Annotated in this window: 25 protein-coding genes; 12 read left to right on the top strand and 13 right to left on the bottom strand. The window is 61.1% G+C overall.

Features of this window, described 5'->3' with window-relative positions; genetic code table 11:
• Window positions 1–45: 45 nt before the first annotated feature.
• Window positions 46–867 carry an aldo/keto reductase gene (locus tag HMPREF3173_RS08925; protein WP_070572445.1) on the bottom strand — a complete coding sequence of 274 codons (822 nt, stop codon included), beginning with the start codon at window positions 865–867 and terminating at the stop codon, window positions 46–48.
• Window positions 855–1,760, bottom strand: coding sequence for a LysR family transcriptional regulator (locus tag HMPREF3173_RS08920; RefSeq protein WP_043215586.1), 906 nt, complete (start codon window positions 1,758–1,760; stop codon window positions 855–857). The genes HMPREF3173_RS08925 and HMPREF3173_RS08920 overlap by 13 nt, the downstream gene beginning before the upstream one ends.
• Window positions 1,761–1,879: 119 nt before the next feature.
• Between HMPREF3173_RS08920 and HMPREF3173_RS08915 the strand changes: the two genes are divergently transcribed.
• The 5 genes from HMPREF3173_RS08915 (at window position 1,880) to HMPREF3173_RS08895 (ending at window position 6,848) form a co-directional block, all read left to right on the top strand.
• A complete protein-coding gene (locus HMPREF3173_RS08915; RefSeq protein WP_043215587.1) occupies window positions 1,880–2,578 on the top strand; it encodes a CoA transferase subunit A in 699 nt (232 codons plus the stop codon).
• A gap of 35 nt (window positions 2,579–2,613) precedes the next feature.
• Window positions 2,614–3,270 carry a CoA transferase subunit B gene (locus tag HMPREF3173_RS08910; protein WP_070572443.1) on the top strand — a complete coding sequence of 219 codons (657 nt, stop codon included), beginning with the start codon at window positions 2,614–2,616 and terminating at the stop codon, window positions 3,268–3,270.
• A gap of 157 nt (window positions 3,271–3,427) precedes the next feature.
• A complete protein-coding gene (locus tag HMPREF3173_RS08905; protein WP_070572441.1) occupies window positions 3,428–4,846 on the top strand; it encodes a short-chain fatty acid transporter in 1,419 nt (472 codons plus the stop codon).
• Window positions 4,847–5,000: 154 nt separating this feature from the next.
• The gene (locus HMPREF3173_RS08900; RefSeq protein WP_070572439.1) at window positions 5,001–6,038 is read left to right on the top strand and encodes a lectin MOA-related protein; all 1,038 of its coding nucleotides are present in this window, start codon (window positions 5,001–5,003) and stop codon (window positions 6,036–6,038) included.
• 30 nt (window positions 6,039–6,068) lie between these two features.
• On the top strand, window positions 6,069–6,848 hold the full coding sequence (locus tag HMPREF3173_RS08895; RefSeq protein ID WP_070572437.1) for a helix-turn-helix transcriptional regulator: 780 nt from the start codon (window positions 6,069–6,071) through the stop codon (window positions 6,846–6,848).
• 2 nt (window positions 6,849–6,850) lie between these two features.
• On the opposite strand, the gene HMPREF3173_RS08890 is transcribed toward HMPREF3173_RS08895, so the two are convergent.
• Window positions 6,851–7,435, bottom strand: a complete 585-nt coding sequence (locus HMPREF3173_RS08890; protein WP_070572435.1) for a LysE family translocator — start codon at window positions 7,433–7,435, stop codon at window positions 6,851–6,853.
• Between the two features lie 248 nt (window positions 7,436–7,683).
• On the opposite strand from HMPREF3173_RS08890, the gene HMPREF3173_RS08885 reads away from it, so the two are divergent.
• Entirely contained in the window at window positions 7,684–9,255 is a 1,572-nt protein-coding gene (locus HMPREF3173_RS08885; RefSeq protein ID WP_070572433.1) for a TerC family protein, read from the top strand.
• Here HMPREF3173_RS08885 and rarD read toward each other — a convergent pair.
• Window positions 9,218–10,105: an EamA family transporter RarD gene (rarD, locus tag HMPREF3173_RS08880; RefSeq protein ID WP_043215003.1), complete on the bottom strand. Its 888-nt coding sequence runs from the start codon at window positions 10,103–10,105 to the stop codon at window positions 9,218–9,220. The genes HMPREF3173_RS08885 and rarD overlap by 38 nt on opposite strands.
• A gap of 33 nt (window positions 10,106–10,138) precedes the next feature.
• Window positions 10,139–11,725: an EAL domain-containing protein gene (locus HMPREF3173_RS08875; protein WP_070572431.1), complete on the bottom strand. Its 1,587-nt coding sequence runs from the start codon at window positions 11,723–11,725 to the stop codon at window positions 10,139–10,141.
• A 308-nt stretch (window positions 11,726–12,033) separates the two neighbouring features.
• Between HMPREF3173_RS08875 and hppD the strand changes: the two genes are divergently transcribed.
• Entirely contained in the window at window positions 12,034–13,110 is a 1,077-nt protein-coding gene (gene hppD / locus HMPREF3173_RS08870) for a 4-hydroxyphenylpyruvate dioxygenase (protein ID WP_043214998.1), read from the top strand.
• 18 nt (window positions 13,111–13,128) lie between these two features.
• Here the strand turns inward: hppD and HMPREF3173_RS08865 are convergent, their stop codons facing one another.
• Both HMPREF3173_RS08865 and HMPREF3173_RS08860 read right to left on the bottom strand, forming a co-directional pair.
• Window positions 13,129–13,935 (bottom strand): CSS-motif domain-containing protein, encoded by an 807-nt coding sequence (locus HMPREF3173_RS08865; RefSeq protein WP_070572429.1) that lies wholly within the window; start codon window positions 13,933–13,935, stop codon window positions 13,129–13,131.
• A gap of 129 nt (window positions 13,936–14,064) precedes the next feature.
• On the bottom strand, window positions 14,065–14,754 hold the full coding sequence (locus tag HMPREF3173_RS08860; protein WP_070572427.1) for a type 1 glutamine amidotransferase domain-containing protein: 690 nt from the start codon (window positions 14,752–14,754) through the stop codon (window positions 14,065–14,067).
• A 154-nt stretch (window positions 14,755–14,908) separates the two neighbouring features.
• Between HMPREF3173_RS08860 and HMPREF3173_RS08855 the strand changes: the two genes are divergently transcribed.
• Complete coding sequence (locus HMPREF3173_RS08855) at window positions 14,909–15,346, top strand: nucleoside deaminase (RefSeq protein WP_043214990.1); 438 nt, start codon at window positions 14,909–14,911, stop codon at window positions 15,344–15,346.
• Here the strand turns inward: HMPREF3173_RS08855 and HMPREF3173_RS08850 are convergent, their stop codons facing one another.
• Both HMPREF3173_RS08850 and HMPREF3173_RS08845 read right to left on the bottom strand, forming a co-directional pair.
• Window positions 15,347–16,951 carry an ATP-binding protein gene (locus tag HMPREF3173_RS08850; protein WP_070572425.1) on the bottom strand — a complete coding sequence of 535 codons (1,605 nt, stop codon included), beginning with the start codon at window positions 16,949–16,951 and terminating at the stop codon, window positions 15,347–15,349. It abuts the gene before it with no gap.
• An 80-nt stretch (window positions 16,952–17,031) separates the two neighbouring features.
• Window positions 17,032–18,087 (bottom strand): tetratricopeptide repeat protein, encoded by a 1,056-nt coding sequence (locus HMPREF3173_RS08845; protein WP_070572423.1) that lies wholly within the window; start codon window positions 18,085–18,087, stop codon window positions 17,032–17,034.
• A 144-nt stretch (window positions 18,088–18,231) separates the two neighbouring features.
• Between HMPREF3173_RS08845 and HMPREF3173_RS08840 the strand changes: the two genes are divergently transcribed.
• From HMPREF3173_RS08840 to HMPREF3173_RS08830, 3 genes are all read left to right on the top strand, one after another.
• Entirely contained in the window at window positions 18,232–18,552 is a 321-nt protein-coding gene (locus HMPREF3173_RS08840) for a YbjQ family protein (protein ID WP_070572421.1), read from the top strand.
• Window positions 18,553–18,690: 138 nt separating this feature from the next.
• Window positions 18,691–18,879 (top strand): hypothetical protein, encoded by a 189-nt coding sequence (locus HMPREF3173_RS08835; RefSeq protein WP_043214981.1) that lies wholly within the window; start codon window positions 18,691–18,693, stop codon window positions 18,877–18,879.
• Window positions 18,880–19,101: 222 nt separating this feature from the next.
• Window positions 19,102–19,407 (top strand): hypothetical protein, encoded by a 306-nt coding sequence (locus HMPREF3173_RS08830; RefSeq protein ID WP_043214979.1) that lies wholly within the window; start codon window positions 19,102–19,104, stop codon window positions 19,405–19,407.
• Here the strand turns inward: HMPREF3173_RS08830 and HMPREF3173_RS08825 are convergent.
• From HMPREF3173_RS08825 to HMPREF3173_RS08810, 4 genes are all read right to left on the bottom strand, one after another.
• Window positions 19,398–19,820 carry a group II truncated hemoglobin gene (locus HMPREF3173_RS08825; protein WP_070572418.1) on the bottom strand — a complete coding sequence of 141 codons (423 nt, stop codon included), beginning with the start codon at window positions 19,818–19,820 and terminating at the stop codon, window positions 19,398–19,400. The two genes, HMPREF3173_RS08830 and HMPREF3173_RS08825, sit on opposite strands and share 10 nt — an antisense overlap.
• Window positions 19,821–19,909: 89 nt before the next feature.
• Complete coding sequence (locus HMPREF3173_RS08820) at window positions 19,910–20,242, bottom strand: hypothetical protein (protein WP_070572416.1); 333 nt, start codon at window positions 20,240–20,242, stop codon at window positions 19,910–19,912.
• Window positions 20,243–20,576: 334 nt separating this feature from the next.
• Entirely contained in the window at window positions 20,577–21,722 is a 1,146-nt protein-coding gene (gene ampC, locus HMPREF3173_RS08815; protein ID WP_070572414.1) for a class C beta-lactamase, read from the bottom strand.
• Window positions 21,723–21,742: 20 nt separating this feature from the next.
• Complete coding sequence (locus tag HMPREF3173_RS08810) at window positions 21,743–22,537, bottom strand: AraC family transcriptional regulator (RefSeq protein WP_070572411.1); 795 nt, start codon at window positions 22,535–22,537, stop codon at window positions 21,743–21,745.
• 80 nt (window positions 22,538–22,617) lie between these two features.
• Here HMPREF3173_RS08810 and HMPREF3173_RS08805 point away from each other — a divergent pair, with 80 nt between their 5' ends.
• The gene (locus HMPREF3173_RS08805; protein ID WP_070572409.1) at window positions 22,618–23,604 is read left to right on the top strand and encodes a bile acid:sodium symporter family protein; all 987 of its coding nucleotides are present in this window, start codon (window positions 22,618–22,620) and stop codon (window positions 23,602–23,604) included.
• Window positions 23,605–23,653: the final 49 nt, after the last annotated feature.

Raw genomic sequence — 23,653 nt, 5'->3', positions numbered from 1 at the left:
AACCCGATCGCGGAGAGCGCCGGGCCAAGCAGCCCCGAAGAACGCTCAGACCATCGCCAGGTGCTGCTTGCGCGTCGGCGCCGGGAACGCCTTGTCGATTGCCTGCAGGTCCTCGTCGGTCAGGCTCAGTTCGCCCGCCGCCGCATTGAGCCGTACATGCAGTGGGTCCACCGCTTTGGGAATGGCGATGACGCCTTCGTTGCGCGTCACCCAGGCCAGGCTCACCTGGGCCGGTGTGGCCCCATGCCGCTCGGCGATCTCGGCCAGTACCGGGTGTTGCAGCAAACGCCCGGCCTGGGCCAGCGGGCAGTAGGCCATGGTCGGCAATCGATGCGTCTGGCTCCATGGCAGCAGATCGAACTCGATGCCTCGTTGAGCCGGGTTATACAGCACTTGGTTAGTGGCACAGTCGGGGTTGTCCAGCTCGAGCAGGTCGTCCAGGTCGAAGTTGGACACCCCCCAGCGACGGATCTTGCCCTGCTCGCGCAGGCGCTCGAAGGCTTCGACGGTTTCCTCCAGCGGATACTGGCCGCGCCAGTGCAACAGGTACAGGTCGATGCAGTCGGTGCCCATACGCGTCAGACTCCGCTCGCAGGCAGCGGGAATGCCGCGGCGGCTGGCATTGTGCGGGTAGACCTTGCTGACCAGGAACACCTGTTCTCGGCGTCCGGCGATAGCTTGGCCGACCACCTGCTCGGCGCCGCCTTCGGCGTACATCTCCGCCGTGTCGATCAGTGTCAGGCCCAGTTCGATGCCCTGTTGCAGGGCGGCCACCTCGGCGGCCTTGTGTCGTGGGTCCTCGCCCATGTACCAAGTGCCTTGGCCAATGGCCGGGACGCTGGCGTCTGCCAGATTCACGAAACGCATGTCACCTCCTGTGGATCAGTGTGGGAAAGCACGACGTCGAGCAGCGCTTGCGCTGCGGTGGAAAGCTTGTGGTCGGCCAGGGCAATGACGCCGATGCGTCGCTCCACGCGAGGCTCGACGAGGGCCACGCAGCGCGCGCCCAGCTCCTGCATCTGATTGATGCACAGCGCCGGCACGGCGCTCACGCCCAGGCCGTTGGCGACCATGCGACCTACGGTCGACAGTTGATGGCTCTCGAACGCCGCAGTCAGTTTGCCGTGGCTGGCCGCTACATTCTGCTCCATCAGCAGACGCACCGCCGAAGGACGCTGCAAGGCAATGAAATCCTGGGCCAGCAGATCCTGCCAGGTGACCTGAGGTTGGCTTGCCAGTGGCGAGTCGGCGGGTACCACCGCCACGAAGCGGTCCAGATAAAGGGGATGAAAACGCAAACCGTCGAGATTTTCCGGCTCGAAACCGATACCCAGCTCGACGCGGCGATGGCGCACCAGCTCCAGCACCTGTTCATTGATCACGTCATGCACCGTGACGTTGACCTTGGGGTAGCGCTGACGGAACACCTTCAGCGAGCGCGGCAGCAGGTTGCCGGCAAAGGCGGGCATGGCTGCCACCGAGACCCGCCCCAATTGCAGGGTGAAGCGCTGGCGTAGCATTTCCTCGGTGTCGTCCCAGTCGGCCAGCAGGCGCCGGGCCAAGGGCAATAGCACCTCACCTTCGGGGGTGAGGCTGACGCTGCGGGTGGTGCGGGTTAGCAGCGCACCGCCGAGGTTGTCCTCCAGGGCCTTGATGGTCAGGCTCAAGGCCGGCTGGGAAACATGCAGGTGTTCACCGGCCTGGGCGAAGCTCTGGTACTTGGCCACGGTGATGAAGGCGCGTAACTGCTTGACGTTCATGACGAACCTAATTTTGTTTTGAAAAAATTATCAATCGATGATGAAAACAAAATTAACAAATCAGTCGGCAGCGGTGAAGATGCCTCCACGGTTCCAACAACTACAAAAGGCGACTGAGCATGGCCGGACTGGACAAGCGCGTAGCAACCTATGAAGAGGCCCTCGCAGGCCTGACCGACAACATGACGGTACTGGCCGGCGGCTTCGGCTTGTGCGGCATCCCCGAAAACCTCATCGCCGAAATCAAGCGCCGCGGCGTCAAGGGCCTGACCGTGGTCTCCAACAACTGCGGCGTCGACGGCTTCGGCCTGGGCGTCCTCTTGGAAGACCGCCAGATCCGCAAGATGATCGCATCCTATGTCGGCGAAAACGCCGAGTTCGAACGCCAACTGCTCAGCGGTGAGCTGGAAGTCGAGCTGACCCCTCAAGGCACCCTGGCCGAAAAGATGCGCGCAGGCGGCGCCGGCATCCCGGCGTTCTACACGGCCACCGGCTACGGCACTCCCGTCGCCGAAGGCAAGGAAGTGCGTGAGTTCAAGGGGCGCAAGTACATCCTCGAAGAATCCATCACCGGCGATTTCGCCATCGTCAAAGGTTGGAAGGCCGACCACTACGGCAATGTGGTGTACCGCAACACCGCGCAGAACTTCAACCCGCTGGCCGCCACCGCCGGCAAGATCACCGTGGTCGAGGTCGAGGAGATCGTCGAACCGGGCGTGTTGCTGCCCAGCGAGATCCATACCCCCGGCATCTATGTCGACCGGGTCATCGTCGGCACCTTCGAAAAGCGCATCGAGAAGCGCACCGTCAAGGCCTAACGCGCCGTCCACAGAACAACAAAGAGATCCTGACCATGGCACTGACTCGCGAACAGATGGCGCAACGCGTCGCCCGTGAACTGAAGGACGGTTACTACGTCAACCTCGGTATCGGCATCCCCACCCTGGTGGCCAACTACGTGCCCGCCGACATGGACGTGATGCTGCAATCGGAAAACGGCCTGCTCGGCATGGGCGAGTTCCCCACCGAAGGTACGATCGACGCCGACATGATCAACGCCGGCAAGCAGACCGTCACCGCCCGCCGCGGTGCATCGATCTTCGATTCCGCGCAATCCTTCGCCATGATCCGTGGCGGCCACGTCGACCTCACCGTGCTGGGAGCCTTCGAAGTGGACGTGGAGGGCAACATCGCCTCCTGGATGATTCCTGGCAAGCTGGTCAAGGGCATGGGCGGCGCCATGGACTTGGTAGCTGGTGCCGAGAACATCATCGTCACCATGACCCATGCCTCCAAGGATGGAGAATCCAAGCTGCTGCCGCGCTGTAGCCTGCCGCTGACCGGCGCCGGTTGCATCCGCAAGGTGCTCACCGACCTGGCCTACCTGGAAATCGAAGACGGCGCATTCATCCTGCGCGAGACCGCCCCGGGTGTCAGCGTGGAGGAAATCATCGAGAAGACCGCCGGCAAGCTGATCGTGCCGGATGACGTGAAGGAAATGACCTTCTAAGAAACATCGGCCCTGTGGGAGCGGGTTTGCCCGCGAAAGCGTCAGTCGAGGCGACACCGTCGCCTGAACGGACGTCTTCGCGGGTGAGTCTGTTCCCACAGGGCTTTGTGCTGCTTCAGTGCTTGAAAATCAAAAAAACAAATAAAAGGAAAATCCCGTGGCCGCTGAAATCCAAGACAGCCGCTCCGCCCGTTTTGCCCTGCATTGCTCCAATTGGGCCGAACGCTGGTTCCCCGATTCCTGGGTATTCGCCGCCCTGGCCGTGGTGCTGGTGTGCCTGGGCGCGATGGTCATGGGCGCCAAGCCTACCGATACCGCCAAGGCGTTCGGCGATGGCTTCTGGAGCCTGATCCCATTCACCATGCAAATGGCTTTCGTGGTCATTGGTGGTTATGTGGTGGCCAGTTCGCCGCCCGCTGCGCGGCTGATCGACCGTCTGGCCAGGCTGCCGAAGAACGGTCGCTCGGCGGTGTGCTGGGTGGCGCTGATCTCGATGCTCGCATCCTTGCTCAACTGGGGGCTGTCGTTGGTATTCGGCGGTTTGCTGGTTCGTGCCCTGGCCCGGCGCCAGGACCTGAAGATGGATTACCGCGCCGCAGGCGCTGCCGCCTATCTGGGCCTGGGTGCGGTCTGGGCGCTGGGGCTTTCGTCGTCGGCTGCACAGTTGCAGGCCAACCCGGCCAGTCTGCCGCCGTCGATCCTCGCCATTACGGGGGTGATTCCATTCACCGAGACCATTTTCCTCTGGCAATCCGGCGTCATGCTGGCGGCCTTGGTGATCGTTTCGCTGGTCATCGCCTATGCCACTGCGCCGGGGCCGAACAGTGCCCGCACCGCCGAGCAATGCGGCGTCGACCCAAGCTTTAGCGCGGCACCGGTGGCCCAACGCACCCGTCCGGGCGAGTGGCTGGAGTACAGCCCAATACTGACCCTGCTGCTGGTTGCCCTGGCTGGCGGTTGGCTGTACCAGGAATTCGCCACCAAACCTGCGATCACCGCCATCTCCGGCCTGAATACCTACAACTTCCTGTTCATCATGCTCGGCGCCTTGCTCCACTGGCGTCCACGCAGTTTCCTCGATGCTGTGACCCGCGCGGTGCCGACCACCACCGGGGTGTTGATCCAGTTTCCGTTGTACGGCTCGATCGCCGCGATCCTCACTCAGGTCAAGGGCGTGGATGAACAGACCCTGGCCCACCACATCTCCACGTTCTTCGTGCAGATCGCCTCCCACGACACCTATGCCGTGCTCATGGGGGTGTACTCGGCAGTGCTTGGCTTCTTCATCCCGTCCGGCGGCGGCAAATGGATCATCGAGGCGCCCTACGTGATGCTGGTGGCCAATGACCTGCAGTACCACCTAGGCTGGGCGGTGCAGATCTACAACGCCGCCGAGGCCTTGCCCAACCTGATCAACCCGTTCTACATGCTGCCTCTGCTGGGCGTGCTGGGGCTCAAGGCGCGGGACCTGATCGGCTTTTCGTTCGTGCAATTGCTGGTGCACGTGCCGTTGGTGCTGGTGTTGCTGTGGGCCCTGGGTACGACTTTGCACTATGTGCCACCGGTCATGCCGTAAGGTTTGCAGAGTGTGGGAAGAGGGCGGTGAAAACCGCCCTTTTTTTGCCTGATGAGTGCGCCTTGTCAGTGGTCTCTGGAATGTTTACCCGCTGATGGCTGGCTCAGGTCTCGCGCATGTTGTCGATTCATTTCAAGTCGACGAGCAATTACCCATGCCCATTCACAAACTTGTCCCCGGTCAACCCGATGATGCCAACAGCCCACTTGTTGGTCAGATACTGCCGCGCCCTGAACCCGTCGAGCCGCCACCGGAACCTGACACCACCGCCCCGGGTTTCACGGCAGAGCTGACCCGTGCGCTGGGCCTCAAGCAGATCAAGGCCACCGATCGCATGGTGCTGCGTGATCAACATGGGCGTGTCCTGTGCGTTCATGCAAAGTCCGATGATTGGGGGTGGGTGTATCTGGGTGAGCCGGAACGATATGGCGCTGAACTGGTGCCGTTGGTGGTGCATCTGGACCCGACCAGTCAAAACCTGTCGATGTCCGCGGAAAAGAAGATGGTCGGCTGGTCCTTCTTCGCCGATGGCAACTCGACCGCTGGAGACTATGTATTCGCGGGGTTCAAGGTTTGGACGGACTATCCGCGCCTGCACTTCAGGATCAAGCGAAGTGGGACCACAATCGTCAACCATCGACAAATGTTTGCTTTCACGCTGAGCTGTGAAATCGGCAGCACGCGTATGGCCGTGCAGGCGCCTGCTGGTAAGTGGGGGTGGGTGAAGCTGGTGCCTGAAAGCGACGTCTCCGACGATGACCAGCTTCGGTTCTCTTTGCACAAACTGTCGATTCCGCTTGTCAGGGTGAGAGAGTTGATCAAAGCGACCTGGCCCAATACGACTTTGACGTATCAGACGTCCGTGGATTCGTACTACGAGGCCATATCCGCTCAACAAGCGCGCGGCATCTGGGTTGAGTCAGGCCTCAAGTATTTTAAGTACAAGCCAGAGGTGTTCGATTGCGATGATTTCGCCTTGGCCTACAAATCCAAGGCCGCCAAAACGGCGTACTTGGAAAACAATCTGTATCCCTACTCGGTGGGCATCGTATTCGGGCAGAATGCAAAAGGAGCCCATGCGGCGAATCTGTTCATCGACCAATGGCTGCGCCTGCAACTGCTCGAGCCGCAAAGCGGCGCTGTTCAGCGTGCATCAGAGTGGGCCTATACGCCGTATCACATCATGTTTTGACGTTTTTCCAGGCGCAATGAGGGCGCAGCGATGATCGAGGTATCGCGGTTCTGGCGGGATCCGGCTTTACCCTTCGTTGAAGCCCGGCGAGTGGGGGATGGCCGCCAGGTGTGCTATGCGCCCCATTCCCACGAGAGCTTTTCGATTGGTGTGATCACCGGCGGGCGCAGCACCTACGTGACGGGCACCATACGACGGGAGGTAAGTGCAGGCACCACGGTGCTGATGAACCCCGGCGTGGTCCATACCTGCAACCCCATCAAGGACGAGCCTTGGTCCTATCTGATGCTGTTCGTCGACCTGCCGTGGCTACAGGCCCAGGGCTTTGAACTGCCGTTGGCGACGTACAGCACCTCACCGGTGCTGTACGGCCGACTGCTTGGGGTCTTTGCCACACTGTTCGATGACCAGTGCGCAGACCGTCAAGCCTGCCTGGCCGCGTTTTTCAGGACGTTGCCGGGCGACCTCGACGACGAGCCGACACCGCCGATACAGGCCAATCCCCGGCTGGAAGCTGCTGCTGCGTTCATTCGCGCTCCTCGGCTCGACCCTTTGACGATCGAAGATATCTGCGCTGCCGTCGGCCTGTCGCGGGCTTACCTGATCCGCGCCTTTGGTCAGCGTTTCGGCCTGACACCCCATGGCTACCTGCTCGACCAACGCGTGCAGCACGCCCGGGCCCAATTACGCCAGGGTCGGGCGATCGCCGAAGTCGCGGTGGAGGCAGGCTTTGCCGACCAGGCGCATCTGCAACGGGCATTCAAGCAGCACTTGGCGGCGACCCCTGGGCATTATCGGTCGGGCCGCTAGGGTCAGCCCAAGGCCAGGTACAACGCGCTGGCCAGCAACAAAGCTGCCAGTGCTCGGTTGAACATGCGCATATGCCCAGGGGTGCCCAGGTACTGACGAATCACACTGCCGGCCCAGGCCCAACTAGCAATCGAGACGAAGCAGATCGGCCCATAGATCCAGGCAAACAGCCATAACAAATGCTGCTCCCCCCCTGTATAGGCTCCGATGCCTGCCACAGCGGCCAGCCAGGCCTTGGGATTGAGCCACTGCATGGCCGCGCCATGCCAGGCTGAAGGCGCGTCGTCCTGATGCTCGGTAGTCAACTGGCCATTGTCACAGGCCAGCTTCCAGGCCATGTACAGCAAGAAAAGTACCCCGCCGCCATGCAGCAAGCGGCCCAGCAACGGCCAGCGCAGCAGCAGTTCATGCAGGCCCAGGCCAACCAGCACCAGCAACAGGCAAAAGCCCAGGGTCGCTCCGGCGGCATGGCCAAGGCTTGCGCGCAGGCCATGGCGAGCGCCACTGCCTAGGGCAACGATGTTGACCGGGCCGGGTGAAATGGACGCCGCCAGAGCGAAAGCAGCCATGGACAGGGACAGGCTCATGAGAAATATTCCTTGAATGGTGGGACGCACCATCGTGGCCGAAGGGGGCAGACAGGGTATTGAAGAAAAGTTCCCTACAGCTTTTGTAATAGTTTCACCCTGTCAGAAAAAGCCGCGGTGACTGTAGGATCAACATCCCAATTAGCCATCAAGGTCACCATGAGCACCTTCTCGGAGCCCCCCAGTCTCTGGCCATATCGGCCTTCCTTCCCACGTCCCTGTGACGCCTCCCGCATGAGTACTTCGCAATGGAATGGCTAGCCGATCCTACGGCCTGGCTGGGCCTTGCCACGCTTATCGTGCTCGAACTGGTGCTGGGCATCGACAACCTGGTGTTTATCGCCATCCTGGCCGACAAGCTGCCGCCGCATCAGCGCGACCGTGCGCGGGTCATTGGCCTGAGCCTGGCCTTGATCATGCGTCTGGGGCTGTTGGCCAGTATTTCCTGGATGGTCACCTTGACCGCGCCATTGTTCGAGGTGCTGGGCAAGAGTTTCTCGGGTCGCGACCTGATCATGCTGTTCGGTGGTGTGTTCCTGTTGTTCAAGGCCACCATGGAGTTGCATGAGCGTTTGGAAGGGCATGTGGTGCAGACCAACGGCGCTACCCGGCATGCGGCGTTCTGGCCCATCGTGGCGCAGATCGTGGTGTTGGATGCGGTGTTCTCCCTCGACGCGGTGATTACCGCAGTGGGTATGGTCGAGCATTTGTCGGTGATGATGATCGCAGTGATCTTCTCCATCGGCATCATGATCGTCGCCAGCAAGCCCCTGACCCGCTTCGTCAATGCCCACCCCACAGTGATCATGCTGTGCCTGGGCTTCTTGATGATGATCGGCTTCAGTCTGACAGCCGAGGGCCTGGGCTTCCACATTCCGAAAGGCTACCTGTACGCGGCCATCGGCTTCTCGTTGCTGATCGAGCTGTTCAACCAATTGGCGCGTGCGCGTCGCAAGCGCAGCTTGCAACAGCATCGACCGCTGCGCGAACGAACTGCCCATGCCGTCCTACGGCTGATGGGCGGGCGCCGGGTGGAGGCGGACGAAGTGGGCGATGAGATCGCCGATCTGGTCGAAGGCGGTGGTGAACAGGTGGTCTTCGACCGTCGCGAGCGGGTGATGATCAGTGGCGTGCTGAATCTGGCCGAGCGGCCGATCCGCACCGTGATGACCGTGCGCGTCAAGGTGGATGCCATCGACCTGGCCCTGCCTGCCGATGCCATCGCCCAAGCGCTGGCCCACTCGCCCTATTCACGTCTGCCGCTGATCCGCGATGGGCGGATCGAAGAGCCGTTGGGCTTCGTGCACAAGAAAGAACTGCTCAAGGAATTGCTGTCCGGTGGGCAACCTGACCTGGAGCGCCTGGCACGTGCGCCGCTTAACCTGCTGGAGAGCTTCAGCATCCTCAATGCCTTGGAGCAGATGCGCGCACATTCGACGCATATCGCCTTCGTGGTCAATGAGTTCGGTGACTTCACAGGCTTGCTGACCATGACCGACATCCTTGAGTCGATCGCGGGAGAACTGCCTGACGCCAGTGAAGTGACTGGGCCAGGCATCGTCGAAGAGGGCGGGGCGTTTGTGGTCAGCGGTGCGTTGAACCTGAGCCAAGTACAGGCGCGTACCGGTTTCAGCGCCCGCGCTACTGAGGATTACCAGACCCTCGCGGGTCTGGTCATGAGCTTGCTGGATCGTCTGCCGGTGGTCGGTGATCGTCTGGCCTGCGATGGCTGGACGCTGACGGTGATGGCAGTAGAGGAGCGCAGGGTGCGCCAGGTTCGCCTTACACCGAGCGACGACGCTGGCGTAGCAGGTGCTTGAAGCCTTCAAGCACCAGCACCAGCACTGCGGCCCAGATCGGCAGGTAGGTCAGCCACTGGTCAGGGCCGATGGTCTCGCCCAGCAGCAGGGCTACGCCGACCAACAGCACCGGCTCCACGTAGCTGAGCAGCCCGAACAGACTAAATGGCAGCAAGCGGCTGGCCAGCACGTAGGCGATCAGGGCTGAGGCGCTGATCGCGCCGAGCAACGGGATCAAGCCATAGAGGCCCGGATGTTCGGCCAGGTCGGCCGGCGTGAGTGGGCGCTGCATCACGAAGTACAGCGCCCACGGCAGCAACAGGAACATGTCGCACCACAAACCGCCCAAGTGGTCGGTGCGGCAGCGCCGACGCAGGACGAAGTAGATTGGGTAGCCAATGGTCACCACCAGGGTTTCCCAGGCAAAGCTGCCGTTCTGGTACAGCTCATGCCCCACGCCCAGGACGGCGCACGCTACCGCAACTTTTTGCAGACGCGAAAGGCGCTCGCCATAGACCAGTCGTCCAGTCAGGACCATGGCCAGCGGCAACAGAAAGTAGCCCATGGAAACCTCCAAGCTGCGCCCATGCAAAGGCGCCCAGAGGAACAGCCATAGCTGCACGCCCATCAGCCAGGACGTGCCGATCATCCCCAGTAGCAATGTCGGCGTCTGTTTGACCCGAGCGAGCAAGCCACCGACCAATTTCCAGTCCTTGGTGGCCAGCATGAACAGGGTGAGGCAGGGGAGCGTGAGCAGCGTGCGCCAGCCGAAGATCTCCTCGCCATCCAGTGGAGCCATCAGGGAGGTATAGAAATACATCACGGCGAACAGACAGGACGCCATGACGGATGAAACGATGCCTTTTGACACGAATGCCTCTGTTAATGGATATGAGCGTGTGGATCAGTTGGGCATGATCTCAGGCCGTATGCTGTGCGGCAACCGCGAGCTCCCCGGGCGGGCGGCCAGGGCTTGGAGGAAGTCGTCCACAGGCATCGGTCGGCCGAACAGGTAGCCTTGCTGGAAGCCTACCTGGTGCCGGGCCAGGTAATCGCGTTGAACCTCGGTCTCGACTCCTTCGGCCACGATGCCCAGGCCCAGCTTGCCTGAGAGTTCGATGATGGTGTCGAGAATGTGCTGGGACAACGCATCGCCGCCGATCATGGCCACGAAACTCTGGTCGATCTTCAGGTAGTCGACCTTGAACTGGCGCAGGTAGTTGAGGCTCGACTGGCCCGTGCCGAAGTCGTCCAGAGCGATCATCACTCCCATGTCATGAAGTTTCTCGAACAACTCCAGGGTAATGGGGGTGGCTTCGATCAGCTTGCGCTCGGTCAGCTCCAAGGTCAGCACCACGCGCCCCGGCGGGAAGTGCTGGAGGAAGGTGCGGCAATCATCCAGCAACTCCAAGTCGCGGCAATGATCGGCGGTAATGTTGATGCCTATGTGAAAGCCATCCTCCAGCAGCGCGGCATACGGCGCCAGGGCCTGGGCGGTACGCAGCATCAAAGCGCGGGTCATGGGGACGATCAGGCCGCTGTGTTCGGCATAGGGAATAAAAAGGTCGGGACGCACCAGGCCTTCGCGTGGGTGGTCCCAACGCATCAGGACTTCGACCCCAGCCCAGCGGTAGTCGTCCTTGCGCACCACGGGTTGGAAGTATGGGAGGAATTCATCGGCCTCCAGGGCCCGGCTAAGTTCGGCTCGGGGCGACGAGGCACGCCGGATCTGCCAGTGGCAGACGATGCCGGCGAGGACGCCGAGCAATAACAACAGGCTGAGCAGGGCCGGATAGTGTTCGGAGACGAACTGGACTTTCTTCCCCGTTCCATAGCCGCCATGAACGCTGAACGGGTAGCGGATCGATGCCTGTACCGAGGGTGCGATGGCCGCTGTTGGGGGCGTGCCTTTGTGTACCACACCGTCCTTGCCCATCCAGTGGTCGCCGACCTGAAGCTGCAGTTCTTCTCCAGAACTGACCCACTGCAGTGCGCTGGTCAGGTGGTCGCCGTCGACGGTGGCGATCGCACCGCTGCCCGCGTTGCTGGCGCGATAGGCCAGCAAGGGGTGGTTGGGCGTAACCGAGTTGCCGCTCATCAGCCAGAGGCGACCGTCGGTATAGTCTTGCGCATCTACCGGCTCGTCGAAGTTGCCGAACAGCGAGGAACAATAGAGGGTGTTCTTGTGGAACAGGTTGGTGGAGCGCACGAAGGCGTTCCGGGTGACTTGGCTGCGCAGAGCCAGGTCGATTTCGTCGCAGGGGCGGCCGACCAGCGGCAATAGCTCTTTGGCGGCGTTGGAAATGTTGTCGAGGATATGTTCGACCTGTTCTACCACTTGTCGGGTCGTGGCCTGGCTGGTGTTTTGTAACTCGCGTTGGGACTGCCAGTGCATGATTGCCAGGCCACACAGCAGCGGCAGCGCGCCGACGGCCCAGGGAAGCAGGATTCGCCAGCCCCGACGGGCGGAGCGTTTAACCTTGAAAGGCATGCTGATCTAATCTGATGAAAAACAATGGGCAGAGGATAGCCGTTTGTCGGCCGAAGCGGTGAACTAAAGCGCGACAAATGATTTTACGCACTGTAGAATCCGTTTACGAATACAAGAATAAGGTTCTCCGCGTTCCGGAGGATCAAGCCCGCCGAGAATGGGTCCATATGACATATCAAGGGTTCAAACTCATCATTGGTGACTTCCTTGCCCGCAGCGTGCGCGGCATACCCTGCTCGCCACCACGCCTGTCCGACATCCAAAGCACCTGATTTCACTGTTTTTCGCTTATAGATGAGGACACCAACATGGCTGATATCTTCGACAACCCGATGGGTCTGATGGGCTTTGAGTTCATCGAATTCGCTTCGCCCACCCCGGGCGTCTTGGAGCCGGTCTTCCAGATGCTCGGTTTCACCAAGGTGGCTACCCACCGTTCCAAAGACGTGCACCTGTATCGCCAGGGCGGCATCAACCTGATCCTGAACAACGAACCCAAGAGCATCGCCTCGTACTTTGCCGCCGAGCACGGCCCATCGGTCTGTGGCATGGCGTTTCGTGTTCGCAATGCCCACGAAGCCTACGCCCGAGCCCTGGAGCTGGGGGCCCAGCCGGTCGAAATCGAAACCGGTCCGATGGAGCTGCGTCTGCCAGCGATCAAAGGTATTGGCGGAGCGCCGTTGTACCTGATCGACCGCTTCGAAGAAGGCAGCTCGATCTACGACATCGACTTCAAGTTCATCGAGGGCGTTGACCGCAATCCGAAAGGCGCGGGCCTCAAGCTCATCGACCACCTGACCCATAATGTCTATCGCGGTCGTATGGCCTACTGGGCCGGTTTCTACGAGAAACTGTTCAACTTCCGCGAGATCCGCTACTTCGACATCAAAGGTGAATACACCGGCCTGACCTCGCGTGCCATGACGGCGCCCGATGGCATGATCCGTATTCCGCTGAACGAAGAATCGTCCAAGGGCTCGGGGCAGATCGAAGAGTTCCTGATGCAGTACAACGGTGAGGGCATCCAACACGTGGCCTTCTTCACCGATGACCTGATCAAGACCTGGGATGCCCTCAAAGGTTATGGCATGCGCTTCATGACCGCGCCTCCACAGACCTACTACGAAATGCTCGAAGAGCGCCTGCCAGGTCATGGCGAGCCAGTCGACGAGCTGCAGGCCCGCGGCATCCTGCTCGACGGCTCTTCTGAGGCGGGCGACAAGCGTCTGTTGCTGCAGATCTTCTCCGAGACCCTGCTCGGCCCAGTCTTCTTCGAGTTCATCCAGCGCAAGGGTGACGACGGCTTCGGTGAAGGCAACTTCAAGGCGCTGTTCGAGTCCATCGAGCGTGACCAGGTTCGCCGCGGCGTCCTGAACGTCGAGTAAGTCCCAGGGCACGCTGGGTCATCCCCGGGATGACGCAGCGTGCCTGCCACTGGCACGATTCCTGAAAATTCCCCAATACATCATTGCCCCCGTCAGCAGCCCTATCAGGGCGAGTGAAGGGAGTATCTGCAACATCGATTGACGAATCTCCTGGCTGGTATGGCCCCGCGGATAACCTCCCTTGACCGTGTACCCATGCTTGCTCGACATCGCACTGCGAAAGAACTCCGCTTGCGAAGGGCGTTGGGCTTCACGGCTATCGCCTGCGCTCCACAGGTATGTCTCCCCAAATTCGAGCAGCAGCACCAGGCCATCCTGGAACCCGCGTAGTTCGTTGCGAAGCTCCAGGCCGTAGGCGGTGGCAATCACTCCTGGGTTGGCATAGGTCAGACGCAGTTCGACGACCACATCATTGGGTGTGACCGGCGAGTTGAAGTTGAGCTGCACATGGGCGCTGGGAGTGGTAAAGGCAGGGCTGTAGGACGAAGTGGTTTCGATCGTGCTGCAGTAGGCCTGGCCGTCCTGGGTCAGGACCAGTGACCGAATGCGCGGGTCGCCAGCGACCAGTCGTTCGAGTTTCCCCAGAACCTTCGCACAGGGCTGTCCAGCCAGCGGCAGTGCAGTGGAGGCGGCCGTTTGCAGATGGTCCAACACTCTGTCGACGGTGAAGATAGCTTCCTGAACGGACACCTGGGTGTTTTCTTCGAGTTTTCTTTCCAGCTGGTACACCATCACCAGCAGGCCTGACACCATCGGGACCAGTCCGATCGTCAGGACCAGCAGTATCTCGAGCAGGCTGCGACCTGCGTGAGTGAACCTCGACATCGAAATGTAACCCTCCGACCAGACTGTCCTGAATGGACAGAAGCCGGAAAGATTAACGGGGCAGGTTGCCGGTGGACTGTAGCTGCGATCCGTTTGCGCAGCGGTACATGGCAAAAGACGTTGTCGGAGTCATGCCGGCTTTTTCAGTCGCTCCAGCACCTGTTGCGCTACCTGCAGGCTCGAGGCCGGATTCTGCCCGGTGATCAGCCGGTCGTCGCTGACGACGAAGGCAGCCCACGGGTCCTCATGCTTGCTGTATTTGCCGCCACGGGCGACCAGTTCGTTTTCCGTCAGGAACGGAACGACCTTGTCCAGCTCGGCGAGTTTCTCCTCGGTGTTGGAGAACCCAGTGACCTGTCGCCCCCTAACCAACAAGCTGTTGTCACTGAGCTTGATGTTGAGCAAGCCGACCACGCCATGGCACACCGCAGCCACCACCCCTCCGGCCTCATAGATGCGTCGGGCCAGTTCCTGCAGTGGCGCGTTGTCAGGAAGGTCCCAGACCACACCATGGCCGCCGGCGTAGTAGATCGCGCAATAACTGTCGGCCTTGACTTGGCCGGGAGAAAGGGTGCTGCCCAGGCGATTCATGAAGGCTTTGTCGTCATACCACTGCCAATCGAGCTCGGGCGCCATTTGCAGGCTGTGGGGATCGATCGGTACATAGCCCCCGGCGGGGCTGACGTAGTCGACGCCATAGCCGGCCTTCTGGACCTCGTCGACAAAGTGCACCGCTTCGCCCAGCCACAGACCTGTGGCGCGCCGAAGCGTTGGATACTTCGCCGTATTGGTCAGCACAACCAGGATTTTCTTGCTCATGACCACACTCCCAGCGCCAGGAAAGGGCCCGGATCTGCCCGGGGCAGAGGAAAACCTAATGAGCATAGACGCCCATGGCGGGAAAGCCACGGCCCGGTGCGTGTGCTAGCCTGCTCGGCAGACCGTCGAGCATGGCGGCATGACAGGAGGCAGTATGGACACATTCATGCAGGCGGCCATCGATGAGGCGCGCCAAGGACTTGCCGAAGGGGGCATCCCCATTGGCTCGGTGCTGGTTCATGAGGGGCGGATCATCGGGCGTGGGCATAACCGCCGGGTGCAATGCGGCAGTGCCATCCTGCACGGCGAGATGGATGCCCTGGAACGGGCCGGTCGCCAAAACGCGCAGGTCTACCGCGAGGCTACGCTGTACACGACACTGTCGCCTTGCCCGATGTGCAGTGGCGCCATCTTGCTCTATGGCATCGGCCATGTGGTGGTGGGAGAGAACCGCACGTTCATGGGTGAAGAGCAATTGCTGCAAAGCCGGGGAGTACGCGTAGAAGTGCTGCAGGATGCCTCGTGCGAGCAGATGATGCGCGACTTCATCGAAAACCACCCAGCGCTGTGGAATGAAGACATCGGTCGTTGATCAGGCCTCGCCGAGCATCTGCATGACCCGCGCCTGCAACTGGCTCAGTTCGAACGGTTTGCAGATCAGCTGCATGCCGGGATCGAGAAAGTCGTCGCGAGCCATGGCGGTCTCGGCATAGCCGGTGATGAACAGCACCTGCAGGCCAGGCCGCCGTTTACGGGCGATCTGCGCGAGCTGACGACCGTTCATTCCTGGTAGCCCTACATCACTGATCAGCAAAGCAAACTGTCTTGGCGAGTTCAGCAGTTGCAGGGCTTCATCGGCATTGCAGGCGGCCTGACAGGGGAAACCCTCTTCGCGCAGCGCCTGGAAAACCAGGTTTCGTACATGAGGATCGTCCTCGACGATCAGCACATCACGATTGCCGTCGACGGCTTTCATGGGGTGCGTATCTGTCTTGGGCTTAGCCTGGCCGCGATAGCGTGGTAGGTAGAGGTCGACCTGCGTACCTTGTCCAATCTGGCTGTGCAGCACCACATGGCCGTGAGACTGTTTGCTGAAACCGTAGACCATCGACAGGCCCAGGCCGATACCCTGACCGATCGGTTTGGTGCTGAAGAACGGCTCGAAGGCACGTTCAAGGGTGCCTTGCGACATGCCATGGCCGGTGTCACGGATGCTCAGGCGCAGATAGTCGCCATCGGACAGTCCACCACCGCTGAAACAGGCATCGTCGATATGCTGATTACTGGCTTCGATGTCGAGCTGACCACCGCTTGGCATGGCTTCGCAGGCGTTTAGTACCAGGTTGTCCAGTACTTCACGCAATTGCATCTCGTCTGCCTCCACCAACCAAAGATTCGTTGGCAGGATCAGCTGCAACGTCACGGATACGCTGAGCTTGGCTTGCAGTGATTCTCGCTGGAGCAGGCTGCGCAGATCGATGATTTTTCGTTGCAAGGACTGCCGAGAAGAGAACGCCAGCAACTGATGGGTGAGGCGAGCGGCGCGTGCCACGGCTTCGCGTCCCATGCGCAATACGCCTTCCAACTGCTCGGTACGTCCTTGGAGCAAGCGCTTTTCGATCAGTTCGAAGCTGCCGCCGATGCTGGTGAGCAAGTTGTTGAAGTCATGAGCGATGCCGCCAGCCAGTTGGCCTACGGCGTCCATCTTCCGGGTCTGGCGCCATGCCCGATCCTCATCCTGAGGCCGTTGCCGTTGGTCATCGAGGCGCTGTTGCAGTTCGTACAGGCGGTCACGGGCACGGTACTGCCGGCGCCGTGCATGCAGGGCCACTTGGCTCATCTGAAGGAGCTGGCTATCGTCGACAGGTGATGGCAATTGCAGCAGATGGCCCAGTCGTGAGGTGGGAGGGTCGGTACCTGAAGGGGGGGTATCGAGCAGCAGCAGAACAGGCAGGTCCGACCACTCCGGTTGTTGGTCGATGAACACTTGCAGGGGCGATTGCGGGTCTGTCGGCAGCGTGCTGTTGGCGGCGATCAGTAGGCCTACACCTTCGGCCAGCCATTCGCCCAGGCGCGTGACATTGTCGGTGCACAGGCACACGAAGCCTGCGCCTGTCAGCAGGCGAGACATCTGCGCAGCGATCTGCGCGGGCCCCAGGATGAGGGCCCGTTCGTCTACGAGCACCGCAGCGGCCAAGGGATTCTCCTGACTCTGGTCACCGATACCCACTGGACCACGAACAGACAGCAGGGGTTCCGCCGCCGATGAGCGGCGTTCTACAAGCCTTGCTGGAGCAACGGATCGTCCGGATTCTGCCGCTCGAGTTCGGCCAGCAGCACCTGTACGTTCTGCAGTTGCCCGGTTTCCTTCCAGTACTGAATCAACAGCACCCGCGCACGCCGATTCGCAGGTTCCCGGCTCAGCACGGTCTCTAGCTGTTTCTGCGCAGCCTCGACCTGCTCCAGGTCATGCAAAGTGACGGCCAGGATGTAGCGGTAGTCGAGGTTGTCCGGCTCAAGCTCGACGGCGCGTGAGAAGGCGAGCAGGGCGTACTCTTCCTGATCGTGGCGGGTCAGCCAAAGGCCCAGCTGATGCTGCAGGAACGCTGAGTCCGGGCGCAGGGCCAACGCTTTGGCGAGCACTTGACGAGAGGCGTCGTGCTGGCCCTGGCGTTCGAGCAGTCGAACCTGCGTGGCCAGTGCGTCGAGGTTGTCGGGGGCGATCTTGAGGCTGCGTTGCAGGGCGGCGGCGGCCTGGTCGTAGGCATCTTCATGCAGATACAGACGCGCCAGGTGCACTTGCGCGGCGGCGTCGTCGGGGTGGGCCTCCAGTGCCTGCTGGTACTGCTCCAAGGTGTCCTGCAAGGGGCCGAAGTACAAACCGATGGCATCGGGATCGAGACCCAGCAAGGCATCCACCGCAGCAAAACGCACGCCTTGGTCCTCGTCCTCCAGCAACGGGCCCAGAACCAGACTACGTTGAGCTGCGGGTAACAGCCGGCGAATGCTGGTAATGGCGGCGCGGCGAACCATCGGGTCGTCGTGCTCCAGGTCCTGGCGAGCGAGTTTCAGTGCCTGGGGGGAGGGGTAGTTGGGCAGCTCGGCGTGCAGGGCTGCCCGGCGGATCGGCGCCAGGTCGTTGCGCTGCAGTTGCTGGTAGAGCACCCGCGCTGCACCCGGCTCGCCATCATGAGCTTGGCGCAAGGCCTTGGCATAGCTGTGGGCAGGGATGGCAGGGGCAGTGGGTTGCGGGTCACGCCTCAGGTAGCCGATGACACCCGATACCAGGACCAGCAAGAGCAGGGCAATCAGGTAACGACGGCGGTTGGGCATCGGGCGGTCCGTGGCGGCGGGAAGGCAGAGCTTGGGACAGCCGGACACTAATTGCAACGCCCGTGCGGCAGCTGGCCAGGTCAGATCGTATGGAAAGGTCTGTTAAGATTCGCGCGTTTTCAACTGTGGCCAAGGAGCCGTTTCATGATCATCAGCACCACCAGCCAGCTCGAAGGCCGCCCCGTCGCCGAATACCTGGGTGTGGTCAGCGCCGAATCGGTGCAAGGCATCAACTTCGTGCGCGATTTCTTTGCGCGCTTTCGTGATTTCTTCGGCGGCCGTTCCCAGACTCTGGAAAGCGCCCTGCGCGAGGCGCGTGAGCAGGCCACCGAGGAGCTGAAGGCGCGGGCACGTCAATTGCAAGCCGATGCGGTGCTGGGTGTGGATTTCGAGATCAGCATGCCGTCAGTCCAAGGCGGCATGGTCGTGGTATTCGCAACCGGTACGGCAGTCCGCCTGAAGTAGGGCACTTTGCCACTGGTCGGGTGATGCCGGATTGTCCGGAAGGTCTGCAAATGACCGACTAGTCTCCATTTCAACGGGCCGCCGCTTCTGAGCAAGCAGAGTGCTTGCTGGCGCAGCCATCATTGGAGGGAGCAGGGCATGAGCGAATCCTTTTCCGAAGACATGAACGATGCGTTCCCGATCAACAGCCAAGTGTGGTGTGGCCAGGCGTTCTTGCGCCTGGGGTTCGCCAACATGACCCTGGATGAATCGGAACAACTTAAGCCTGCACATTTGCAGCGCGTCAAAAAGGGCCGTTTCACGCCCCGGTTCCGGACCCGGAAGTAACCCCGCTCAGCGTTCTCGCCTGGCCAGCAATACAGCGGTCAGGCGAGGGCACTTTGGCTCCTGCGCCGACGCTTGCCTGACCGATCGGAGAACTGCATCACGATCGCTGGCAGCTTTTCATCCTGTTTGTTGATCTTGCTCATGGCATCGGTGGGTCGCACTCGCCGGGCGCTCACGGCTGTGCTTTTCTTGCGCCGATTTTCAGCACAAGGAGGTGAATGCATGCGTGTCAGGGAACAGACTTACTGGGAATGGGCCGATGCCCAGTTGCACAGCCGCTGCCATGACGAAGTCCTGAGTGATGGCACCGTGCTCGATATCCAGGTGCGGTTGTCGCGGTTGGGTGCCACGCAATTGTTTCTCGGGCTGTATGCTGGAAACGGCAAAGCCCTGTTGGAGGAGTACTATCCCGCGCGCCCCGGTGAGACCATGACCCGCGCCCTGGTCTGGGGCGTGGAGCGCGCTCGGGCCTTGGCCACCGGCGCCGTGCCGTTGCCCGCGGCCAGGGCTCGGCGACTTCAGGCCTGAGCGCGGCGGTTGCGGCTGGCCTGGACGATACGCTCGGCCGGTACACGCAGCTGGCGCAACAGGTACTCTGCAAAATCCTTGGCCCAAGGCTGCAAGGCAATGGCTTGTTCCATGCAGCTCAGCCAGACGTTGGCGTGCTCTTCGTCGATTGGCCATTGCGCGTGGAATGAGGGAATGGCGATCGAGCCATAGCGCTCGCTGTACAGGCGTGGTCCACCGAGCCAACCGCTCAGAAAGCAGGCCAGTTTGTCCCGTGAGCCTTCAAGGGTGTCAGGGTGCATGCGTCGCACGCTGGATGCGTCAGGACGCTGGTCCATCAGTCGGTAAAAGTCATCGACCAAACGGCGCAGGCCATCGATGCCACCAGCGGCCAAATAGGACGCGTCGCCGGTGCCATAGGCAGGGGTATTCATTGCAGGCTCCAACAAACAGGAGCGAACAGTGTAACAGGCATGAAAAAGCCCGGCCTTGCAGGGCCGGGCTCAAAGAAGGGTGGTACGACTCAGTTCAGTGGGTCTATCACCTTGACTGCCTGCCGCTCACGGGCGGTAGGCCATTCTTGTTGCAGGGTCTGCAGGACGCGACCGACGAACTCGGTGTCGGCGGCGGCCTTCTTGCCGACGTAGCCCTGGCCACGGCGGTAGACCTTGAAGCGGGCGCGCATGCTGGGCATGTGCGATTCGAATTCATCTTCGACCGTGTTGGGTGGTAGACGGTCGAGGCGTACCTCGCCAGTCTGGCTGACCCACAGCAGGTGGTCATCGAGGCTGTCCTTGCGCGCGGCGAACAGCTGGGCCAATTGGTCGATCGTAGGATTGTTGTTCAAATTCATCATAAAGCCCCCATTACCCATCAGTCAGTGATTTTTCACTCGGCGCCACGATGTGTAGCGCACTAACACGGCTGCTACAGCAGCATTGCAACAGGGGCCTTCTCACGCTGCCTTTTGGACAGTTTCCCTCTCCACGGACGGCCTGCGTTACCGCGCAGGCCGTCTGGAACACCCTTGCCACCGCTCCCGATCAGGGAGACGGCCTCATCATGCCCAAGGCTGATGAACGACGTCAACAGGTTTGTAGTGAATATTTTTTGGCACTACATGTTGTCCGACAATCGATCACGCGCAGCGCCTCGAGCTTGTTCTGGGGCTGAAGTGGCTGCTTCGTGTCTCAGTGCTCCAAGGCGGAAAGGATCTGGTAGGCCGCGCGTACCCTGGCTTCATTTGGGTAGTTGCGGTTGGCGAGCAGGACGATCCCCAGTCCCTTGGCCGGGATGAAGGCGTAGTACGCACCGAAACCTCCGGTGGCACCGGTCTTGTTGTACCAAGCGGCTGGTTCGGTGGGCAGGGTCGGTTGCAAACGGACGGTAGGTTGGGGGCTGAGGGCTACCTCAGAGCTGTTGCCTTTAAGCAAGGTTTCCAAGGCGACTGGATACCGGTAGCGCTCCCATCCAAGGCCCTGGGTCATCGGGCCGACCTTGAAGTAGCCCGCCTGGGTGAGGGCGATCGCCTTTTGCAGCGATGGCGCCAGCGAGTCGGCGTTCAACTGCAGGCGCACATAGCGTGCGGCATCGCTCACGGTGGTCTTGATTCCATAAGCTTCGTCCGCCAATGGTCCTGGATTGACCCGCACCGGCTGGTTGCTGGCGTTGTAGCCCTGGGCATAACGCTGTTGTGCAGTGCTAGGTACGGCAAGGTAGGTATCGGTCAGGCCTAGTGCAGGCAAGAGTTGTTCGGTCATGATGTTGGCGAACGATTGTTTCTGCGCACGCGCCGCCAGATCACCAAACAGGCCTAGGCTGGGGTTGGAGTAACAGCGCTGAGTGGCCCGTGCAACACGCGGTTTCCAGTGCTGATAGAAAGCCTGCACCTGCGCTTCGGTCTGAACGTTGTCGGGGAATTGCAGCGGTAGGCAATCGGCGCTATAGGCACCCAGTTCCAGCACACTGGCCTCACCCAGGGACGTGCCTTCAAGGGCCGGATGGTAGCGTTTGGCGGGGGCATCCAGCGCCAGCGTACCCTGGGCGCTGGCAAGCGCAACGAGGGTGGCGGTGTAGGTCTTGCTGAGCGAGCCGACCTCGAACAAAGTGTCGCGTTTCACGGGTTGGGCCTTGGCCTTGTTGGCCACGCCGTACGTGAAGTAGTGCTCCTTGCCATCGGCGATCACGGCCACGGCCATGCCTGCGATGTCGTGTTCACGCATCAAGGGCTCAATAACGTCATCGACCTGTGTGTGCAGCGCGTCGGCCAGGCTGTGCCCGGTCACGGTGGCGAGGCTCAAAGCGAGTGCAAAGCGCACGTAGGGCAGTGGCTTCATGCAAAAGATCCTTTTCAGATTCAGGAAGGTGTGTGGCGTCGCAGGAACTCGCCTGGCGATTGGCCGAAATGCTCGCCAAAGGCAGCGATGAATGCTGAAAGCGAGGCATAGCCACAAGCCAAGGCCACGTCGGTGACGCGTTCTGCGCGCTCCAGCGCTGGCAAGGCACTTAGCAGGCGCACCCGTTGACGCCATAGGCGGAAGGTCAGGCCAGTCTCGCGTAAAAAGCGCCGGCTGAGGGTCTTTTCAGAGATGCCAAGACGCAGCGCCCAGTCGGCCAGGCTGCGGGTATCGTCGGGGGAGGCTTGCAGGCGGCGGCAGATCTGACGCAAGTGACGATCGCGAGGGAGCGGCAGGAGCATCTGTTCTTCCCGGGCACTGGCCAGACGGTCGAGCAGCACCTGCACCAGACGCCCATCGGCGCCTGACTCGTCATAGTGCACGGGCAATTGCGAGAACGCCTGGATCAGTTCGCCCAGCAGCGGTTCCACTACCACCACCCGGCAGGCCATGGCCGGCCAGGGCAGGGTGGCAGGTTCGATATACAGGCTACGGATACAGGTGTTGGGCTCACAGACCACACGGTGGGGAACCTGTGCGGCGATCCAGACGGCCCGTTGGGGGGGCACCAGATACAGTCCTTCGGGCGTGTGCACGCGCAGGATGCCGTTGCGGGCGTGGGAGAGTTGCCCCCATGGATGCCGGTGACGATAGCCCAAGGCAATGTTGGGGAGGCTTTCGGCCTGGCCATAGACCGGTCGTGGTAGGCATTCGAGCTGGTCGAGGCAGGCCTCGGGATGTCCGTTCAGCGACACTAGTGGGGGTTCCGGCGTTAGCGGTAGGGAAGGCGAGACCTTATCGTTTGCTCCTGCATAAATACAACTCGGAATAAACCATGAAGTACGTCAGAAAAATCCTTGATAACTTCACCTTAGCCTTGCTTGGGGTCGTGCTGATCGCCACCTTCTTGCCGTGTTCAGGCGATGGCGCGGTGTTCTTTGGCTGGTTGACCAATTTGGCGATTGGCCTGCTGTTCTTCCTGCACGGCGCCAAGCTGTCGCGTGAAGCGATCATCGCTGGCGCCAGCCATTGGCGGTTGCACCTGCTGGTGTTCGCCTGCACGTTCGTGATGTTTCCGTTGCTGGGCATGGCCTTCAAGCCGTTGTTCGTGCCGTTGGTGGGCAACGAGCTGTATCTGGGCGTGCTTTATCTGTGCGCCTTGCCGGCGACAGTGCAGTCGGCGATTGCCTTCACCTCCCTGGCGCGCGGCAACATTCCGGCAGCGATCTGCAGCGCAGCGGCATCGAGCCTACTGGGGATCTTCCTCACACCGTTGCTGGTGATGCTGCTGCTCGGTGCCGAGGGCGACACCGGGTCGGGGTTGGACGCAGTGTTGAAGATCACGCTGCAACTGCTGGTCCCGTTCGTGGCAGGGCAGGTTGCACGTCGCTGGATCGGGGAATGGGTCAAGCGCAATGCACGGTGGCTGAAGATCGTCGACCAAGGTTCGATCTTGTTGGTGGTCTATACGGCATTCAGTGATGCGGTGGTCACCGGGCTTTGGCATACGGTGTCGGCGCAGCATTTGGCGGGGCTGTTCGTCGTCTGCGGGATCTTGCTTGCAGCGGTGTTGTTCGGGACCCGGCTGCTTGGGCGTGTGTTGGGTTTCAGTGTGGAAGATCGGATCACCATTTTGTTTGCCGGGTCGAAGAAGAGCCTGGCTACGGGGGTGCCGATGGCTCAGGTCTTGTTCGTGGGCGGTGGGATTGGGGCGATGATCTTGCCGTTGATGTTGTTTCATCAGATTCAGTTGATGGTGTGTGCGGTGTTGGCTCAGAAGTACGCTGCGCGTGGGGTTGAGCGGGTTTCGGCGGTTTCCTGATGGTTTTGTGGTTTGGTGGTTTGTGGGCTTATCCGTTTGATTTGGCGAC

This window comes from Pseudomonas sp. HMSC08G10, from assembly GCF_001808425.1.
In the GTDB taxonomy this organism is placed as follows: domain Bacteria; phylum Pseudomonadota; class Gammaproteobacteria; order Pseudomonadales; family Pseudomonadaceae; genus Aquipseudomonas; species Aquipseudomonas guariconensis.
The sequence above is the reverse complement of the archived record's forward strand: the minus strand, read 5'-3'. Positions and strand labels throughout refer to the sequence as shown.

Bases quoted from the DNA above. Each gene is read 5' to 3' on its own strand.
- HMPREF3173_RS08825 (WP_070572418.1), bottom strand. From the start codon at position 19,820: ATGAATACCCCTGCCTATGGCACCGGCGACGCGTCCTATTTGGCCGCT.
- HMPREF3173_RS08820 (WP_070572416.1), bottom strand. From the start codon at position 20,242: ATGATGAATTTGAACAACAATCCTACGATCGACCAATTGGCCCAGCTG.
- HMPREF3173_RS08875 (WP_070572431.1), bottom strand. From the start codon at position 11,725: ATGCCTTTCAAGGTTAAACGCTCCGCCCGTCGGGGCTGGCGAATCCTG.
- HMPREF3173_RS08885 (WP_070572433.1), top strand. From the start codon at position 7,684: ATGGAATGGCTAGCCGATCCTACGGCCTGGCTGGGCCTTGCCACGCTT.
- HMPREF3173_RS08835 (WP_043214981.1), top strand. From the start codon at position 18,691: ATGAGCGAATCCTTTTCCGAAGACATGAACGATGCGTTCCCGATCAAC.
- HMPREF3173_RS08925 (WP_070572445.1), bottom strand. From the start codon at position 867: ATGCGTTTCGTGAATCTGGCAGACGCCAGCGTCCCGGCCATTGGCCAA.
- HMPREF3173_RS08900 (WP_070572439.1), top strand. From the start codon at position 5,001: ATGCCCATTCACAAACTTGTCCCCGGTCAACCCGATGATGCCAACAGC.
- HMPREF3173_RS08855 (WP_043214990.1), top strand. From the start codon at position 14,909: ATGGACACATTCATGCAGGCGGCCATCGATGAGGCGCGCCAAGGACTT.
- HMPREF3173_RS08845 (WP_070572423.1), bottom strand. From the start codon at position 18,087: ATGCCCAACCGCCGTCGTTACCTGATTGCCCTGCTCTTGCTGGTCCTG.
- HMPREF3173_RS08865 (WP_070572429.1), bottom strand. From the start codon at position 13,935: ATGTCGAGGTTCACTCACGCAGGTCGCAGCCTGCTCGAGATACTGCTG.
- HMPREF3173_RS08890 (WP_070572435.1), bottom strand. From the start codon at position 7,435: ATGAGCCTGTCCCTGTCCATGGCTGCTTTCGCTCTGGCGGCGTCCATT.
- ampC (WP_070572414.1), bottom strand. From the start codon at position 21,722: ATGAAGCCACTGCCCTACGTGCGCTTTGCACTCGCTTTGAGCCTCGCC.
- HMPREF3173_RS08915 (WP_043215587.1), top strand. From the start codon at position 1,880: ATGGCCGGACTGGACAAGCGCGTAGCAACCTATGAAGAGGCCCTCGCA.
- HMPREF3173_RS08830 (WP_043214979.1), top strand. From the start codon at position 19,102: ATGCGTGTCAGGGAACAGACTTACTGGGAATGGGCCGATGCCCAGTTG.
- HMPREF3173_RS08910 (WP_070572443.1), top strand. From the start codon at position 2,614: ATGGCACTGACTCGCGAACAGATGGCGCAACGCGTCGCCCGTGAACTG.
- HMPREF3173_RS08920 (WP_043215586.1), bottom strand. From the start codon at position 1,760: ATGAACGTCAAGCAGTTACGCGCCTTCATCACCGTGGCCAAGTACCAG.
- hppD (WP_043214998.1), top strand. From the start codon at position 12,034: ATGGCTGATATCTTCGACAACCCGATGGGTCTGATGGGCTTTGAGTTC.
- HMPREF3173_RS08860 (WP_070572427.1), bottom strand. From the start codon at position 14,754: ATGAGCAAGAAAATCCTGGTTGTGCTGACCAATACGGCGAAGTATCCA.
- HMPREF3173_RS08895 (WP_070572437.1), top strand. From the start codon at position 6,069: ATGATCGAGGTATCGCGGTTCTGGCGGGATCCGGCTTTACCCTTCGTT.
- HMPREF3173_RS08840 (WP_070572421.1), top strand. From the start codon at position 18,232: ATGATCATCAGCACCACCAGCCAGCTCGAAGGCCGCCCCGTCGCCGAA.
- HMPREF3173_RS08805 (WP_070572409.1), top strand. From the start codon at position 22,618: ATGAAGTACGTCAGAAAAATCCTTGATAACTTCACCTTAGCCTTGCTT.